At 66.4% G+C, this 16,111-nt stretch carries 15 protein-coding genes and 1 pseudogene; 5 read left to right on the top strand and 11 right to left on the bottom strand.

Features of this window, described 5'->3' with window-relative positions; genetic code table 11:
- Positions 1–78 precede the first annotated feature (78 nt).
- Complete coding sequence (gabT, locus tag D0C15_RS10280) at positions 79–1,437, top strand: 4-aminobutyrate--2-oxoglutarate transaminase (protein ID WP_116043374.1); 1,359 nt, start codon at positions 79–81, stop codon at positions 1,435–1,437.
- The gene (locus D0C15_RS10285; protein WP_116043376.1) at positions 1,437–2,705 is read left to right on the top strand and encodes a Glu/Leu/Phe/Val family dehydrogenase; all 1,269 of its coding nucleotides are present in this window, start codon (positions 1,437–1,439) and stop codon (positions 2,703–2,705) included. Before gabT ends, D0C15_RS10285 begins: the two co-directional genes overlap by 1 nt.
- Here the strand turns inward: D0C15_RS10285 and D0C15_RS10290 are convergent.
- Together D0C15_RS10290 and D0C15_RS10295 are read right to left on the bottom strand one after the other, a co-directional pair.
- Positions 2,696–3,373, bottom strand: a complete 678-nt coding sequence (locus D0C15_RS10290; RefSeq protein ID WP_116043379.1) for a GntR family transcriptional regulator — start codon at positions 3,371–3,373, stop codon at positions 2,696–2,698. The two genes, D0C15_RS10285 and D0C15_RS10290, sit on opposite strands and share 10 nt — an antisense overlap.
- Positions 3,370–5,019, bottom strand: a complete 1,650-nt coding sequence (locus tag D0C15_RS10295; RefSeq protein WP_116043381.1) for a CocE/NonD family hydrolase — start codon at positions 5,017–5,019, stop codon at positions 3,370–3,372. Before D0C15_RS10295 ends, D0C15_RS10290 begins: the two co-directional genes overlap by 4 nt.
- Positions 5,020–5,146: 127 nt before the next feature.
- Here D0C15_RS10295 and D0C15_RS10300 point away from each other — a divergent pair, with 127 nt between their 5' ends.
- Positions 5,147–6,634, top strand: coding sequence for a purine-cytosine permease family protein (locus D0C15_RS10300; RefSeq protein ID WP_116043384.1), 1,488 nt, complete (start codon positions 5,147–5,149; stop codon positions 6,632–6,634).
- Between the two features lie 99 nt (positions 6,635–6,733).
- On the opposite strand, the pseudogene D0C15_RS35670 reads toward D0C15_RS10300, so the two are convergent.
- From D0C15_RS35670 to D0C15_RS10335, 7 genes and pseudogenes are all read right to left on the bottom strand, one after another.
- Positions 6,734–7,003, bottom strand: a pseudogene (locus D0C15_RS35670) (hypothetical protein); the annotation flags it as partial.
- A gap of 195 nt (positions 7,004–7,198) precedes the next feature.
- Positions 7,199–7,675, bottom strand: coding sequence for a hypothetical protein (locus D0C15_RS10310; RefSeq protein ID WP_162829988.1), 477 nt, complete (start codon positions 7,673–7,675; stop codon positions 7,199–7,201).
- Between the two features lie 93 nt (positions 7,676–7,768).
- On the bottom strand, positions 7,769–8,518 hold the full coding sequence (locus D0C15_RS10315; RefSeq protein ID WP_116043392.1) for an SDR family NAD(P)-dependent oxidoreductase: 750 nt from the start codon (positions 8,516–8,518) through the stop codon (positions 7,769–7,771).
- Between the two features lie 17 nt (positions 8,519–8,535).
- Positions 8,536–9,339: an SDR family NAD(P)-dependent oxidoreductase gene (locus D0C15_RS10320; protein WP_116043395.1), complete on the bottom strand. Its 804-nt coding sequence runs from the start codon at positions 9,337–9,339 to the stop codon at positions 8,536–8,538.
- A gap of 11 nt (positions 9,340–9,350) precedes the next feature.
- A complete protein-coding gene (locus D0C15_RS10325) occupies positions 9,351–10,631 on the bottom strand; it encodes an MFS transporter (RefSeq protein WP_211323144.1) in 1,281 nt (426 codons plus the stop codon).
- Positions 10,632–10,794: 163 nt separating this feature from the next.
- Entirely contained in the window at positions 10,795–11,673 is an 879-nt protein-coding gene (locus D0C15_RS10330) for a polysaccharide deacetylase family protein (protein WP_116043399.1), read from the bottom strand.
- 39 nt (positions 11,674–11,712) lie between these two features.
- On the bottom strand, positions 11,713–12,732 hold the full coding sequence (locus D0C15_RS10335; protein WP_116043402.1) for an asparaginase: 1,020 nt from the start codon (positions 12,730–12,732) through the stop codon (positions 11,713–11,715).
- 169 nt (positions 12,733–12,901) lie between these two features.
- Here D0C15_RS10335 and D0C15_RS10340 point away from each other — a divergent pair, with 169 nt between their 5' ends.
- Positions 12,902–13,966 carry a LacI family DNA-binding transcriptional regulator gene (locus tag D0C15_RS10340; RefSeq protein WP_245975690.1) on the top strand — a complete coding sequence of 355 codons (1,065 nt, stop codon included), beginning with the start codon at positions 12,902–12,904 and terminating at the stop codon, positions 13,964–13,966.
- Between the two features lie 147 nt (positions 13,967–14,113).
- On the top strand, positions 14,114–15,238 hold the full coding sequence (locus D0C15_RS10345) for a M14 family zinc carboxypeptidase (RefSeq protein ID WP_116043404.1): 1,125 nt from the start codon (positions 14,114–14,116) through the stop codon (positions 15,236–15,238).
- Between the two features lie 141 nt (positions 15,239–15,379).
- On the opposite strand, the gene D0C15_RS10350 is transcribed toward D0C15_RS10345, so the two are convergent.
- A complete protein-coding gene (locus D0C15_RS10350) occupies positions 15,380–15,781 on the bottom strand; it encodes a DUF302 domain-containing protein (RefSeq protein ID WP_116043603.1) in 402 nt (133 codons plus the stop codon).
- A gap of 105 nt (positions 15,782–15,886) precedes the next feature.
- Positions 15,887–16,054, bottom strand: a complete 168-nt coding sequence (locus tag D0C15_RS34030) for a Rho termination factor N-terminal domain-containing protein (protein WP_162829989.1) — start codon at positions 16,052–16,054, stop codon at positions 15,887–15,889.
- Positions 16,055–16,111 lie beyond the last annotated feature (57 nt).

The following is a 16,111-nucleotide window of genomic DNA, read 5'->3' on the forward strand; positions in this document are numbered from 1 at the left end:
GCGATCCTGGCATGTCGGGCTGGGCATGATTTCTCTACTGTCGGAGCAACTCATCACCGCCTCACTTCAGGAGCATCGATGTCCGAGAGTCACAGCGCCGGCTACAACGGTGGCCCCGCCCTCGTCCAGGAGCGCCGGCTCGTAACCGAGGTCCCCGGCCCGAAGTCGCGCGAGTTGCACGCCCGAAAGGTGAGTGCCGTGGCGCAGGGCGTGGGCACTGTGCTGCCGGTCTACACCGTCGCCGCGGGCGGGGGCGTCGTGGTGGACGTGGACGGCAACTCGCTGATCGACTTCGGCTCCGGCATCGCCGTGACCACGGTCGGCAACAGTGCTCCGCGTGTCGCGGAGGCGGTCACCGAGCAGGTCCAGGCCTTCACCCACACCTGCTTCATGGTGACGCCCTACGAGGGTTACGTGCGCCTGGCCGAGGAGCTCAACCGGCTGACGCCCGGTTCGGAGGAGAAGCGCACCGTTCTGTTCAACTCCGGCGCCGAGGCCGTGGAGAACGCTGTCAAGATCGCGCGTTCGTGGACCCGCAGGCCGGCCGTCGTCGCGTTCGACCACGCCTATCACGGCCGTACCAACCTGACCATGGCGCTGACCGCCAAGAACATGCCGTACAAGAACGGCTTCGGTCCGTTCGCCGCAGAGGTGTATCGCGCTCCCGTGTCCTACCCGTTCCGCGACGGCGGGATGGACGGCGTCGCGGCCGCACGCCAGGCGATCGAGGTGGTCGAGCAGCAGGTGGGTGTGGAGAACCTCGCCGCGTTCGTGATCGAGCCGATTCAGGGCGAAGGCGGCTTCATCGTCCCCGCGCCCGGCTTCCTGGCCACGCTCGCCGACTGGTGCCGGGCGAACGGCGTGGTGTTCATCGCCGACGAGGTGCAGTCCGGTTTCGCCCGTACCGGCGCCCTGTTCGCGGTCGATCATGAGGGCGTGGTGCCCGACCTGATCGTCACGGCCAAGGGCATCGCCGGTGGCTTGCCGCTCTCGGCGGTCACCGGCCGGGCCGAGATCATGGACGCGCCGCACGGTGGGGGCCTTGGCGGAACGTACGGGGGCAACCCGCTGGCCGTCGCCGCCGCGCTCGGGGTGATCGAGACGATCGAAGCGGATGGCCTCATCGACCGCGCCAGGTCGATCGAGAAGACCATGAAGGAGCGGCTCACCGCGCTCCAGCAGGCCGATCCCCGCATCGGGGAGGTGCGAGGACGCGGCGCGATGATCGCGGTCGAGCTGGTGGAGCAGGACACCACGACCCCGGACGCAGACCTCACCAAGCGGATCGCCGCCGCGGCGCACGCCGAAGGTCTGGTCGTGCTCACCTGTGGCACGTACGGCAACGTGCTGCGTTTCCTGCCCCCACTGTCCATTCCGGACCATCTGCTCACCGAGGGCCTCGACGTCCTCGAACGCGTCTTCGGGGAGACCCGGTGATGGACGTACTCGACCCCGCCGTCTCCACGCCGCAACCGCTCGATGACGCCCGTACCCAGTTGCGGCAAGCCGTGGGTCTGCTCGGTTACGACGAGGGCATGTTCGCGATGCTCGCCTCGCCACGGCGCGAGGTCACGGTGAGTATTCCGTTGCGCCGCGACGACGGCACCACGGAGCTGCTGACGGGGCACCGTGTGCAGCACAACTTCTCCAGGGGCCCGGCGAAGGGCGGACTGCGCTACAGCAAGGACGTCACCCTCGACGAGGTGCGGGCACTGGCGATGTGGATGACCTGGAAGTGCGCCCTGCTCAACGTGCCGTACGGGGGAGCGAAGGGCGGGGTCCGAATCGACCCGCGCCAGTACTCCACGGCCGAGCTGGAGCGGGTGACCCGCCGCTACACCAGCGAGATCAGCCCGATGATCGGCCCGGAGCGCGATATTCCCGCCCCGGACGTCGGCACTGACGAGCAGACCATGGCCTGGATGATGGACACGTACTCGGTTCAGCACGGGCACACCGTCCTCGGGGTCACCACCGGCAAGCCGGTGAGCCTCGGTGGTTCGCTCGGCCGCGCCACCGCCACCTCGCGCGGTGTCGTGCACGTCGCCGGTGCCGCGCTGCGCAGCCGGGGCATCGAACCCGCCCGGGCGACCGCCGCGGTGCAGGGCTTCGGCAAGGTCGGCCGTTACGCTGCCCGGTTTCTCGACGAGACCGGCGTCCGAGTGATAGCCGTCAGCGACCAGTACGGTGCGGTCGCGTCGAGCTCCGGGCTCGACATCGCCGCCCTCGAGCGGCACGTCGACGCGACCGGCTCGGTCGTCGGTTTCGGTTGCGGGGAGGAGATCACCCACGACGATCTGCTGACCAGCGAGGTCGACCTGTTGGTTCCGGCGGCGGTCGAGGGGGTGCTGCACGGAGGCAACGCCCACCGGATTCGTGCCCAGGTGATCGTGGAGGGCGCGAACGGGCCGACGACCCCCGAGGCCGACCTGGTCCTGCGAGCCGCGGACCGGCTCGTCGTCCCGGACATCCTCGCCAACGCGGGAGGTGTGATCGTCTCCTATTTCGAGTGGGTGCAGGCCAATCAGGCGTACTGGTGGAGCGCCGACGAGGTCGAGTTGCGCCTGGCCGATCGGATGCTCAGTGCCTGGGAGCACGTCAGCCGGCACGCGGAGCGGCTCGGCGTGCCACTACGCACGGCCGCGACCTGCCTGGCAGTGGAACGCGTCGCTCAGGCACACCAGTTGCGCGGCCTCTATCCCTGACCGGCCTTCGGCGACGGCGAGGTCAGGGAGGCCAGGTGCTGGGCCAGGGCATGTTCGGCGATGTCCGGGTCGTGGGTCTCGAGGGCATCGACAATTGCGTCGTGTTCGTCGGCGGAGCTGGCGAGGTGGACGCTGCTCCAGCCCGCGGTGAGACCGGCGAGCCGGGTGTACCCGCGGAGCCTGCGGACAGTGTCCTCGACGATAGCGAGGCCCGCGGCGCGGGCGATGCCAAGGTGGAACTCGTCGTCGCAGTCGAGGAAGGTGTTCGTGTCCTCGGCGGCAAGGGCACGGCGAGTGCGGATCATGACCAGGCGGAGCTGGTCGAGGTCGGACTCGGTGGCATGGACGGCGGCTTCACGCGCGGCGAGTCGTTCCAGCGCGGTTCGCATGAGCCGCACCTCGCGATTGAGCTCGGCCGACAACGACGCGACGACGACCTGGCGGCGGCGACCTTCTTCGAGTAGGCCCTCGTTGAGTAATTCGCGCAGGGCTTCCCGCACGGGGGTGCGCGAGACACCGAGCACGGTGGCGGTGTCGGCTTCGCTGATCGTCGTCCCCGCCCGCAGTTCGCCGTGCAGGATTTTGCGGCGAAGCTCGCTGTAGGCACGGACGACGGCAGGGGGCCGGTCTGGCCCAGGTGGCTGGGCCTGCGGTCGGATTCCTCTCATGGGTGCTGCTCTCTCTCGGCAAGGACGTGGCAGGTGACCTGGGCGCCTTCGGGGCCACCAAGGATGACCGACTGCTCAGCGAGTGCGGTGCGGGTGGTAGTCCAGAAGTGTCCATCGGTGCCCGGATGCAGGGCGTAGCGGGGGAATGCCGAAGCGGCCAGGGTCAGTCGCAGGCGGTGGCCTTGCCGCAACCGATACCCGGTGTCGCCGAGATCGATCCGCAGCCGCGCAGGCCAGGGGGCCGCTGCCAGTGCGGCGCCGTCGAGCACGGGCTGGGTGCGGCCATCGGGCAGCACGTCGCATACGGTTGCGATCACATGCGCTGATGCCGCACTCCCGGAAACTTTCATCCGCAGTTCGACAGGTCCGGCGAGATCGAGCGGGCGGGGCAGCGGCTCGGTGGTGAAGGTGAGTACGTCGGGGCGGATGTGCAGGTCGTGCTCGTCCGGCGGTTCGAGCAACGTGTAGTAAGGATGGACCCGGCTGGGCACCGGATGATGCGGATCATGGGTCCACGTGGCGGTGCGAGCGGTGGTGTCCGAACGCAGGCGCAGGGCGCCATCATCGTGGCTGGGATCGCCGCCCAGATACCAGGTGGCCGGCCGGCTGCCGGTGGGCGGCCATTGGTGATCTTCGCGCCACCGATCGTCCGCACGTGCCAACTGCCAACGCACCGGCGCCACGTCGTAGTCGCCCCGGCCACGGAGATGGTGCTCGAAGAACGGCAGCAGCGGACCGAGGTAGACGTCGAGCATCCGGCGCAGCAGCGCCGGTGACGTGGTGGGGTCCACCGCTGGTTCGCCGGGTTCGCGCAGGGGTGTGGCGACGTGGTCAACCGCCCCGAGCATCAAGTGCTGTGTGGCCCGGCCCGCGGTACGTGCCTGCCGCCAGGTGCTGAGCTGGCCGCGAAGCAGGAAGTCGTAGTAGCCACCTATGTGCAGCGCCGGGATGTCGCCTCGCACCGGCAACCTCACGGTGTCGCTGAAACGTCTGTGTGCCCAAGCGTCCAGCCCGGTGGGCCGGCGGCCATCCAATGCCCTGGGCGCGATGTCCGACAGCGGCCGGACGGACCAGTCCAGCGCGCCGTCATAGTCGTAGAGCGCCTCGTCGACCCAGGTCTCGACCGCCCAGTAGGCACCCATCTCGAGCATGAACACGCCCTGCCGGTAGAGCGCGTGGGTGAGGTCGGCGGCTGCCGCGCGCGGGGTGATCGCGCGCAGGGCCGGGTGTGCCGACGCCGCCGCTGCCCACTGGGTGAAGCCGTAGTAGGAGTCGCCGAACATGCCGACCGAACCGTCGCACCACGGCTGGGACGCCACCCAGTCGATGGTGTCGTAGCCGTCGGTGACCTCGGCGACAAAGGGATCGACCGGCCCGTCGGACCGCACCTTGCCGCGTACGTCCTGCGCCACCACGGCGTAACCGCGCTCGGCGAACCACGCGCCGATGTCCGGCACGAAGCACTCGTCGCCGGCTTTGTCATATGGCAGGCGGACCACCAGCACGGGCCAGCGTGCACCGCGCGCCGGCAAATACACGTCGGTGGCCAGTAACACCCCATCGGACATGCGCACCGCGTGCTGCCTGGCCGAATCCGGCACTGGCGCGAACGGGCGCCGCACCGCCGTCACCCGCTCTGCTCGCATCGCCTCACCCCGTATCGGCACAGCACCACCATCCTGAGCATACCCATCGGCTATTTACATACTTGATGCTCTCTTGTATACCAAAGGCACTTAAGTATTCAAATCAGTACGAACGGAGGCGAGGCGCATGTCGAGACCAGCAGCACCAGCTGGGGCGGAGTCGGCGACCAAACCGAGCGCGGGGCGGGTCGAGGTTCGCTCGATCGACTATGTGCCGCTTGCCGAGCGTCATGGCAAAGCCTGGCACCTCGGGCCGGTCTGGATCATGGCCACGGCCACCGTGGCGAGTGTGGCCATCGGCCTCATCGGCGTCGCGGCAGGGGCGAACCTCTTCTGGTCACTGGCCGGAATTGTCCTGGGCTCGCTGTTCGGTACCTTTTTCAGCGCGTTCCACTCCGCGCAGGGACCGCAACTCGGGCTGCCCCAGATGGTCCAGTCACGCCCGCAGTTCGGCTACCGCGGTGCGGTACTCGTCTGGGTGTTCGTGCTGATCAGCTACATCGGCTATAACGTCTTCGCCGGCGCGCTCGGTGGCGACACCCTCCAGAATGTCGTTGGCGGGTCCTCGAAGGCGTGGGCGCCGGTGGTCGTGGGTGCGGCTCTGCTTCTCGCCGTCTTCGGGTACGACTCGATCCACCGGTTGTCCCGCTGGCTGCTCGCGCTGTTTCTGGTCGCCTACGCGTTCTTTTCCGTCGCGGCGATCACCACCTTCGACCTGCCCGATGGCGCGCTCGACCCGGGACGCTTCAGCTGGTTGCCGTTTCTGCTCCAGTTCGCGGTTTCCGCCGGCTACCTGATCAGTTGGGCACCGTACGTATCGGACTACTCGCGCTACCTGCCGCCGGACGTGGGCGTGCGGTCGACCTTCCTGTGGACATATCTCGGGATGGCGCTGAGCAGCATCTGGTTGCTCAGCCTGGGTGCCCTGATCGCCCAGGCATTCACCGATCTTGGCCCGATCGAAACGATCCGAACCGCAGGAGACGCGATCTTCCCAGGATTCGGAGCCACCGCCCTGCTCGTCGCGCTCCCGGGGCTGATCATCGTTATCGCGCTCAACCTCTACGGTGCGTCGCTCACCCTGCTTGCCATCGTCGACTCGTTCAAACCAGTGCGACCCACCGCCAGGGTCCGGCTCACGGCCGTACTTTCGGTGTCCGTCGTGGGCCTAGCGCTGCAGTACGCCCTGCCGCCCGACTTCCTGACCGCCATCGGCACGTTCCTGGTTTTCCTGCTCTACTTTTTCGGGCCCTGGACCGCGATCAACCTCGTCGACTTCTTCGTCGTACGAAAAGGTCACTACTCGATTCGGGAAATCTTCAACCCCCACGGTATGTACGGTCGATGGAGCCGTCCGGGCCTTGCCGCCTACCTGATCGGCTTCGCCGCCAGCGTTCCCTTCCAGAGCACCGCCATCTACACCGGTCCGATCGCGAAGGCGCTGGACGGCATCGATGTCGCCCACTTCGTCGGAATCGCGGCCTCCGGCATCGCCTACTGGTTTCTGACTCGCTCCCTCGACCTTGAAGCCGAACGTGACCGCATCGCCGAAGCGGACCTCGGCCTGGAAGACCTTGCCAAAGCCCACGCCAACCCGAACGACAGTCCACAGTAGTCGCCACCTGCCAACCGGACTGTCGCACCAAGGGCGCGGGAAGGCGCACTCATGGACACTCGAGTTGTAATGTGAGGGCGATCCGACGAGCTTGCTCGATCACGTCGGCCTGCCATTCTTTGAGCGAGTGCGCAGGCGAATCCTCGAACGCTGCCGCGTAGGGGTCGCCCCCTTGGTCTCCGTCCCGGAAAGTGCTTCGAGGACAGCCGGTCCACAGAAGGGGACATATACCGGCGAGTATCCGCCTTCGTGCGAGAACACGATCTTTCCGCCGGTCAGCTCGGTGGCAAGTTGCACGAGCGCAGTGGCCATTCGCTTGTACCCCGAAGCCGTGACTGACATGCGTCCCAATGGGTCTGCCGCGCACGCGTCGAAGCCGCTCGGTCCAGCCTGCGAGCGAGCCCGTCGGCATCTGTCACAGGTTTCGAGGAAGAGGGTGCCGAAGGTGTTGCCTTGGGGTTACCTGCTGGCGACCCCCGGCTTGAACTACCTGGCGGTTCGCAAGGCGCTTGGCTTGCAGTAGCGTTGTGAATTCCAGGCGACCCGCGACTTATGACTTCGGGTTCATGCCTGTTGATGGCGCGGGTGTGTCCCTTGTTCAACTCGGAAATCACCGAAGGTGCTCGCCCAGTGAGCGAGCAGTTCCGAAGAGTCGTAGGGCGTTCGCAAGCTGGGATTCGCGCGGGGTAGATCGCGTATTCGCACATGCTCGCCGTGCAGGGCGATCTCGCGATCGCCGAGGTTCAGGAAACAGGGATGTCCGGTAGCCCATCCCGCTTCCACCACTGCGACGCACCAGACCGCGGCAGCCTCGGGGACCACCGGGAAAGGCAGGTCCCGATGCTTACCGGACAGCGATGTCGCGTCCGGTAGCGGCACCAACTGGCCGTACTGGCGGGTCAGGGTTCGTATCGCTTCCGAAAGTGATCGGGCGAACCGCAGACCACCGTTGGTCATCCAGCGAAGGCCCCCGCCGGGCCAGGGAGTGACCGTCACTCGCCGTACGGCCTGCGAATCCAGGGATTGGAGCAGTGTCGTCACCACCCTGGCGCGGCGCGCGGCTGCTCCGGGATGTAAGGGGGCGATGCGTTCCGGCCAGCCCCCGCCGACAGGCGCACAAGCTCCGCACATTTTCTATGCCATCACATCGCCGCTGTTGGGGCCCAGGGTCTGGCCGGTGTAGAGGTTGCCTCCGGGATCGGAGGCGAGCAGGAGGGCGGTGGGTGCGACCTCGTACGGGAGCCCGAAGCGGCCGAGGGGGAGTTCGGCTTCCTTCGCGCTCTTCCATTCCTGGCTGAGGCCGTCGATCATCGGCGTGCTGATCGGGCCGGGGGCGATTGCGTTGACCAGCACTCCACGCGCGGAGACCTCCCTGGCCAGTGCTTTGGTGAATCCGATGACGCCTGCCTTGGCCGCGCTGTAGTGGGTGAGCCCTGATCCACCCTTCTGGCCCAGCTGGGAGGCGATGTTGATGATTCGCCCGCCGTTGGCGGCGAGCATATGCGGGACCACCGCACGGCAGGTCAGAAACACCGTGGTGAGATCGACGTCGATCATGCGCTGCCAGGTAGCCAGGTCCATGTCGATCAGTGGCACCTCGGTGAGGATCCCGGCGCAGTTGACGAGGACGTCTATCTGGCCATGCTGTTCGAGAACGTCCTCGACCAGGGCGGTCACCGCAGGGGGATCGGTGAGATCGACCGGGTGCCGGGAGGCGTTTCGCGAGGCGGCCGATCGCTCCAACTGATCGCCGTCGAGGTCGGCCAGCGCGAGGGTGGCGCCCGCTCGGTCGAACGCGGTGGCGATTGCTGCGCCGATTCCGCTCGCGGCCCCGGTTATCAGGCAGCGACGCCCTGCCAGGGCGCCGGTGGGTTCGTCATTCATCACGGTCCTTTGGCTTGTCAGCTGGGGAAGCGCACAGTGAGTCCGCCATCGACGACGAGGTGTTCGCCAGTGATGTAGGACGCGTCGTCGGAAGTGAGGAATCGGATCGCTCGCGCCACTTCGTCGGCATGACCGACCCTGCCTGCGGGAATGCCGTGCCCGGCCGCTTCGAGTCCGTCCGGGCCCAACGAGTTCTCCGCGTCCAGCGACTGGGGTGTTTCGATGAGGCCGGGAATCACCGCGTTGGCGCGGATTCCGCGCGGTGCCAGTTCGACGGCGACCGAACGGATCAGGCCGAGAACGCCGGCCTTGGCGGCGGCATAGTGGGCGTGCTCGCCCCAGCCGTAGACGCCACCTGCGATCGACGAGACCGCGACCAGGGCGCCGCTGCCGTGCATCGCTCCTGCTGCCGCGCGAAGTAGTCGCACGACCCCGGTGAGGTCCACATCGAGCATGCTGTTCCAGTGCTCGTCGGTCATGTCAGCGAGGGTTGCCCTGCGCAGGATCCCGGCATTGGCAACGGCGATATCGAGTCCGCCGAACTCGCTGACCGCGTTCTGGACGAGAACACGGACCGCGTTGGAGTCGGTGACGTCAGCCTCGACCGCGAGTGTGCGCCCTCCTAGGGCTTCGACGTCGGCGACCGCGGCGGCGGGATCGTGTGGGTCACCCGGGTGGTAACCCAGGACGGTGCTGACACCGGCGCGGGCGTAGGCCAGTGCGAGTGCGCGGCCGATGCCGCTCGCGCCACCGGTGATCACCGCGACCTTGCCGGCCAGGCCGTCGTCGCGCCCAGGAACCGAAATCTGGCCGAGATTCATGATGGACCTCCTCAGGACGTGGTGGTGGTCAACGACGGGAGCTCGCCGGCAGTGTTCTGGTCGACCTTCCGGGTGCCGAGCATGGCGATGCCAGAGCCGATCAGGCCTAGGGAACCCGCGCAGAATGCCGCGATCGTCATCGACAGTCCGGCACCGATCAGCACGGTGAGCACCGCGGAACCGACTATGGCTCCGATTGGGCCCATGATGTGAGCGGTGTTGGGGCCGATGCCGCGAACGTGAGCCGGGAATGACTCGCCCATGTAGAACAGCAGTGCGGCGTACGGGCCGGTGAGGAAGAAGAGACCGAGGGCGTAGAGAGGGATGACGAAGCCGGAACTGTCCGGGCCGAACAACATCACCGTCATCACCACGCCCCCGATGAGCCAGCCGATGATGATCGTGTTGCGACGTCCGACTCGGTCGCCGAGATAGCCGTGAAAAAGGTAGCCGGTGAAGCCCGCCGCATTGGCCAGGATCAGCACGAGCAGCGCACTGTCGAACGAGACACCCTTGCCCTCGGTCAACACGGTCGTGCCCAGCACGGAGAAGACCTGGATCGCCATCCAGTTCAGTAGCCACGCCAGAGAGAGGCTGATCGTGTGCATTCGCAGTCCTGGTGCGAACACGTCGCGGACGGTGCCTGCGCGTTCGTCGTCGATGCCTGCGGCAGCGGCTACCTCGTCAGCGTCGCTCACGCGTCCCTCGCGGCGGAGCTTGCGAATGTGGCGCAAGTTCACGAACACCGGTGATTCAGGCAATCGCCGAGCGAGCAGGACGATGACGATCGCAGGGAACGTCGCGAACAAGAAGACGCCACGCCAGCCGATAAGCGGCAGGAACGCGGCTGTCAGAGCGGCGCCCAGCATCGCCCCGACCGGCCAGCCGCTCTGGACGAAGCTGTACATGAAACCGCGCTTGCCGTTGCGGCCGTAAACCTCGTTGAGGTAGACGCTGTTGACAACTTCCTCGGAATAGCCGAGGCCGGAAAAGGATCGCACCAGGATCATCGAGAACTTGCCGCCGGTGATCGCGCTGAATCCGGATGTGAGGGCTGCGCCGGCCGTGGTGATCATCAGCGAGGGTTTACGACCGAGGCGGTCAAGCATTGGCCCCACGGCGAGGGACACGACGAATGTTCCCGCCGTGACCCACGTGGCCACGGCGGTGCTCTCGGCCGAACTCCAACCGAAATCCGCCGCGATCTGAGGAAGCAGGGTGCCGAACAGTGTGTGGTCGAAAACGCTGAAAACCCAGGCGAGGAAGCAGACCAGGGAGACACGGCGGATCATGCGCGTACTCAGTGGTGCGCCGCCGGGTGGTAGGAGATCGAGTGGTCCAGGCATAGCGGGACTCCCGGATGGGATATGAAGGCGGACAGGAGCGAGGTCCGCGCAGTGGGGTGGGGAGGGGAGAGTGGGGGAGCAAACGGATTTCGCTCCCCTGCGGACGGTTTCAGTGCCGCTGTGTGCGGCGGATGAAGTCGTCGGCGATCTCGTCGAAGGTGACCCACCGGACGCCCTCGTGCCCGTTGATGTGCTCGATGAGCCGCTCGTGCATGAGCAGATTCTGCGGACGTCCCGACACGTCCGGGTGGACGGTCATCGTGAAGACCGCATAGTCGGACTCCCGATAGACCCAGTCGAACTGGTCTCGCCACATCGTTTCGAGATCGCGAGGACTGACGAAGCCGTGGCTGTTCGGGCTTGCCTTGATGAACATCATCGGCGGCAGGTCGTCGAGATACCAGGAAGCCGGAATCTCGACCAGGCCGGTTTCCTTGCCCCGTTCCAACGGCTTCATCCAGGTTTCGGCAGGCTCTGCATAGTCGATCTTGGTCCAGGAATCTCCAACGCGGACGTAGTACGGCTCGAAGTCCCGGTGCATCAGTGAGTGGTCGTACTTGATGCGCCGTTCGAGCAGTAGTTCGTTGGTGACCGGGGAGAATTCCCACCACGGCGCGACGTACCCAGTGGGTCGCCTGCCCGCGCGGGTCTCGATCAGTTCGATGCAGTGGTCCAGGATGGCGGATTCCTGCGAACGAGACATCGCGATTGGGTTTTCGTGACTGTATCCGTGTACACCGATCTCGTGGCCGGCGTTGACGCAGGCGTCGAACTGCTCAGGAAACGTCTCGATCGAGTGGCCCGGCCAGAACCAGGTCGTCGGCAGGTCCGCGCGCCGGAACATTTCCAGCATCCGAGGGACGGCGACCTCGCCGGCGAACAGGCCGCGGGAAATATCGCAAGGCGAGTCTTCGCCCCCGTACGATCCAAGCCATCCGCCGACCGCATCGACGTCAACCCCGTACGCCACGAGGATTTCCTTGGCCATGGTATTCACTTCCTTTCGTAGACGGGCGTGAATTGCGAATTATTCGGCTACGCCCAGTCGGTAGTCGGCTGACACCACATGTGTCTCGCGTAGCCAGGTCAGGCATCTCTGGGCCGCCCGGTCCTGGAATTCCTCGACCGACAGGGCGGCGGCAAGTAGCAGCCGGGCCTGCCAGGGTGAAAGGTCTCCCGCGAACACCGCTCCTGCTGCCGCGAGGTCGGTGCTGCCCCCGGCATAAAGCCCGGTGACTGGTCCCGCGCCGGTACGACTGGTGATCAACACGGGGACCCCGTCGGACAGCAGTCGCAGACACGCTTGTGTCGTTGCCGGGGTGGTGTTGCCGGAGCCGAAACCAGCGATCACGAGACCGCGCGCGCCACCGGCAACGGCGTGGTCCAGTGCCGATGCGTCCACGCCCAGGTACTGCGGGATGACGTCCACTTTGGGCAGCTCTGTCGTGCCTGGCCGCAGCAGAGCCACGCGGGGGGCCGATCCGTGCGCACGAACACCCGCTTCGTCGACCTGACCGATCGGCGACCGGCCCGGTGCGGAGAAGGCTCGAAGTGCCAGGCTGTGCGACTTGCGCACACCGACCGCGGGCAGGATCTCATCGGCGAACGCGACGCTGACTCCGGTCGCTTCCGCTTCCGGCGCCCCCGCCCAGCGCAGCGCTGTGGCGAGGTTGCGCGGTCCGTCCGGCGACGGATCGTCGAAAGGGCGCTGTGCGCCGGTGATCACCACGGGCTGCGGTCCGGAGTGAGCCAGAGCCAGCAGGAACGCCGTTTCCTCGAGCGAGTCGGTTCCGTGCGTGACCACGACACCGTCGACCTCTTCGGCCGCGGAGCGAACGGCCTCGACCAGCGCGAGTACATCGGGAACTGAAGCGGCGAAGCTGGGGATACCGGCCAGATCCCTGGCCTCGACCTGGATACCGCTGAGGTCCCAGGTGTCCCTCGCGGTCCGGAGCAGCTCGGCAGCCCCAACCTCGACCTTGCGGCCGAAAGCGGTGCCACGGGTGGCAATGGTGCCGCCCGTACCTAGCAGAGCAAGATGTCGCACTGTCCTCCTTCGCTAACGTTAGCGCTAACGATTGCGTAGTATCATGAGCTGACCGACGGACGACAGTCAAGGGGAATTTCGCCGGACCGGATCCGAGGAGGATTCGCGTTGGGCAGGGGATGGGAGACAATGCGGGATACTGCGGCTGCGCGGAAGGGGCAGGAAAACGTTGAGTGACAGCTCGGCCGATCTCGAGGCGACCGGGGCCTCGAAGCGGGGGCCTTCGACCGGCATCTCGCGGCCCGCGACACTCGCCGACATCGCACAGACCGCCGGGGTGCATGTCACGACCGTTTCCAGAGCCTTGCGTGGTGGTGAGGGGGTCGGGCGCAAGACGGCGGAACGTGTTCGTGTCGTGGCCGCAGAACTGGGTTATCTGCCTCATCCGGGGGCAACGAGTTTGCGCACCGGCCGGTCGAAGATGATCGGCGTCGTCGTTCCGCGACTGACCGACATAGTGCTGGCCACGATCTACGAGGGCATCGAAAGCGGCTCGGCGGGAGCCAGTTACCAGGCCGTCGTGGCCAACAGTGGCGACGAACGGGAAACCCAGCGAGTGCGGGTGGAGGCATTGCTCGCCGCAAGGGTCGACGGGTTGATCCTCGGTGACGCGCGCAATGACTCGTCACTGATACAGGGGCTGATCGACCGCGGAAGCAAAGTGGTGCTCACTTCTCGGCGGATACCAGGCATCCTGTCGGTCACTTGCGACGATCTGCTCGGAGGCAGGCTCGCCGCCGAGCATCTACTCGAACTCGGCCATCGCCATCTCGCCGTGATCGCCGGCGAGCCGTACGCCTCTACCGGGATCGATCGGACACAGGGTTTTCGCGAGGTCTGCGCGAAGGAGGGCGTCGAGATCCCGGACACGCATGTTCTGCACTCGCGCTTCGACGTCCGGGGAGGCAGAGAAGCCGCAGAAGTTCTGCTACGGCGCGACCCGAGACCGACAGCCCTGTTCGTGGTCAACGACTTCGCCGCGATAGGTGCGATGGGGGCGATTCGGGACTCGGGACTGCAGGTGGGACAGGACGTGGCCGTGGTTGGTTTCAATGATGTGCCACTCGCCGCCGAACTCTCGGTGCCGCTGAGCTCGGTGCGCTCGCCGATGTGGGAGATGGGCCATGAAGCGGCACGCACCCTCGTTCGCCTCATCGACGGCGAGGATTGCGAATCGATCGCGCTCCAGCCTGAGCTCAAGGCACGCGCGTCGAGTCTCCAATCGAGACGATGACGACGGCTGGAGAGGGAAGCAGCAGGGCGACCGGAGTTGGCGTAAGCGTGGAAATCCGGCCAGACCGTTGCGTTGGCTAACGAGTTGCCGGTAGAAGGTGGAAGCCCTGTAAACGTCGCGACGCTGCTTCTCTACCGGAGGCTTGCTATGAAACGTCTGGTCACCCTTGCCGCCGCGGTCGCCCTGGTCCCGATGGGACTCATGGCGACCGCGGTGGCCGAGCCACAGAGCACCCCGAACGGCCCGTGGCCGGGGGAGAACTCGTCCAATCTGGCCGCGATCCACAGCTATGAAGAGCTGTGGGACGCGCTGGAGCGCATCGAGAACCACGCCAAGGGAGCGTTCGATCTGTCGTCCGCGCCGCTCAAGAGCAACACCGGCCGGGAGATCCCCGTCGTCACCGTCGGGGACGGGCCCACGTCGGTCATGTACGTCGCCAACCAGCACGGGAACGAGTACGTCGTCTCCGAGGCGATGATCAACCTGGTGCGCAACATCAGCGGAAACTCGCCGACGGCCACGGCCATGCGCGACGCCCTGACCGTCACCATCGTGCCGCGGGTCAACGTCGACGGGTTCGACGCCGATGTTCAGGACGCGGCAGGCAACACCACGCCGTGGCGGCAGAACTACGACCCGAGTTGCACCGTTGAACCCTGCGACCCCTTCTACGAGGTGGGCAGGGGCTACGACATGAACCGCTACCACTCCTACAGCGACAACGCGTACGACCATCCGTACCTGGAAGGCGACGACAACCTCAACCCCGTTCCCGAGTCGATCGCCATGCGCCTGCTCTGGGAGGAGCGCAAGCCAGAGCTCGTCATGGACTTCCACCACCAGGGCACCTACGTCGACGAGGACGGCCGGATGATCACCGGGTCGACGATGTGGCCGAACGCCCTGGAGGAGGCGGAAGCACTCGGCATCGAGGACGAGTTCGCCGAGACGATCACCAGGTCACAGCGGGCGGTGTCGGTGATGCTCACCGAGTTGGAGCAGTACGGCTACGCCAACATCACCCGCTATCCCAGCACGACGACTCCCGGCATCGCACGCAACGCGTACGGCCTGCTGGGATCGGCTTCGGTGCTGTTCGAGATGCGCGGCGGTATCGACGCGAAGTCCAACGGCTACATCACCAAGACCGCCGAGGTCGCGGGTATGTCCGTGCTCGAGGCCGTGGCCGACGGGTCGTGGGAGACCACGAGCCTGGAGCCGGTCGAGCAGATCCGCGAGCGAGGCGACTACATCTCCGACCCGCACGAGTGAGCGAGCGGTAACGGCGAACAGCCCCGTGCCGGTGGAAGTCGCACCGGCACGGGGCCGTCGTTGTCCACGTGGACGGTCCTCCGGCTCCGAATGGTGGCCCGTGCTCGGTTGCGTCCCCGGGCTCCACTGCCTGCGATACCGCTAACCGCCGCGCTGGCTCAGAGCTTCGAGGGCGGAGTCGATACGTTGTCCGGCCTCGTCGGCGATGGGCTGAAGCTGGTCGAGTCCGGGCACGGTGACCATGACCTGGGGATCGAGAGCCTGGACCACGGTCCTGTCCTCCCCGTCAGCGCGGACTACGACGTTGCAGGGCAAAAGCAGTCCGATTTGCCGGTCGATGTCGAGGGCGCGATGCGCGAGTTGGGGATTGCAAGCGCCGAGGATGACGTAAGGCTCCACGTCGGCGTCGAGCTTGTTCTTCAGTGTGGCCCGCACATCGATCTCGGTGAGCGTTCCGAATCCCTGCGCCTGAAACGCTTCCTTCACTGTCGGCACGGCCTGTTCGTACGGTAGATCGAGCGTGATCGTACGGGCGTAGTCCATGTTGGTCCTCCTGACGCGTGGGTTGCGATGTTGCGCGCGCTTGACCGCGGCCGCGCTGATCACGGCTGGTGTCCCGCGCGCAGCGCCGGTCTCGCTTCCCGCCAGCTACTGCCGCTGGTCGTCGTCGTGGTTCGACGATCGAGGCGGATCCGCGCGATGGCGTTCGTCGATGGCGGCGCGCAACTGTTCGGTCGTGAGCGAGGCGCAGTTCTCGATGCCAAGGTGTTCGGCCTGATCCCGCAGGTCCTGCCAGGTCGGATCCCGATCGCTCATCACACACCCTCCTGATCCGGCACATTGACGCCGTGACTACCCCCATCGCGCATCAGC

This window comes from Amycolatopsis palatopharyngis (genome assembly GCF_003385185.1).
Taxonomy (GTDB): Bacteria; Actinomycetota; Actinomycetes; order Mycobacteriales; family Pseudonocardiaceae; genus Amycolatopsis; species Amycolatopsis palatopharyngis.

What these genes read in the sequence shown, in the direction of transcription:
- D0C15_RS34030 (WP_162829989.1), bottom strand. Translation starts at nt 16,054, where the DNA reads ATGAGCGATCGGGATCCGACCTGGCAGGACCTGCGGGATCAGGCCGAA.
- D0C15_RS10295 (WP_116043381.1), bottom strand. Translation starts at nt 5,019, where the DNA reads ATGCGAGCAGAGCGGGTGACGGCGGTGCGGCGCCCGTTCGCGCCAGTG.
- D0C15_RS10325 (WP_211323144.1), bottom strand. Translation starts at nt 10,631, where the DNA reads ATGATCCGCCGTGTCTCCCTGGTCTGCTTCCTCGCCTGGGTTTTCAGC.
- D0C15_RS10320 (WP_116043395.1), bottom strand. Translation starts at nt 9,339, where the DNA reads ATGAATCTCGGCCAGATTTCGGTTCCTGGGCGCGACGACGGCCTGGCC.
- D0C15_RS10350 (WP_116043603.1), bottom strand. Translation starts at nt 15,781, where the DNA reads ATGGACTACGCCCGTACGATCACGCTCGATCTACCGTACGAACAGGCC.
- D0C15_RS10330 (WP_116043399.1), bottom strand. Translation starts at nt 11,673, where the DNA reads ATGGCCAAGGAAATCCTCGTGGCGTACGGGGTTGACGTCGATGCGGTC.
- D0C15_RS10345 (WP_116043404.1), top strand. Translation starts at nt 14,114, where the DNA reads ATGAAACGTCTGGTCACCCTTGCCGCCGCGGTCGCCCTGGTCCCGATG.
- D0C15_RS10285 (WP_116043376.1), top strand. Translation starts at nt 1,437, where the DNA reads ATGGACGTACTCGACCCCGCCGTCTCCACGCCGCAACCGCTCGATGAC.
- D0C15_RS10315 (WP_116043392.1), bottom strand. Translation starts at nt 8,518, where the DNA reads ATGAATGACGAACCCACCGGCGCCCTGGCAGGGCGTCGCTGCCTGATA.
- D0C15_RS10300 (WP_116043384.1), top strand. Translation starts at nt 5,147, where the DNA reads ATGTCGAGACCAGCAGCACCAGCTGGGGCGGAGTCGGCGACCAAACCG.
- D0C15_RS10290 (WP_116043379.1), bottom strand. Translation starts at nt 3,373, where the DNA reads ATGAGAGGAATCCGACCGCAGGCCCAGCCACCTGGGCCAGACCGGCCC.
- gabT (WP_116043374.1), top strand. Translation starts at nt 79, where the DNA reads ATGTCCGAGAGTCACAGCGCCGGCTACAACGGTGGCCCCGCCCTCGTC.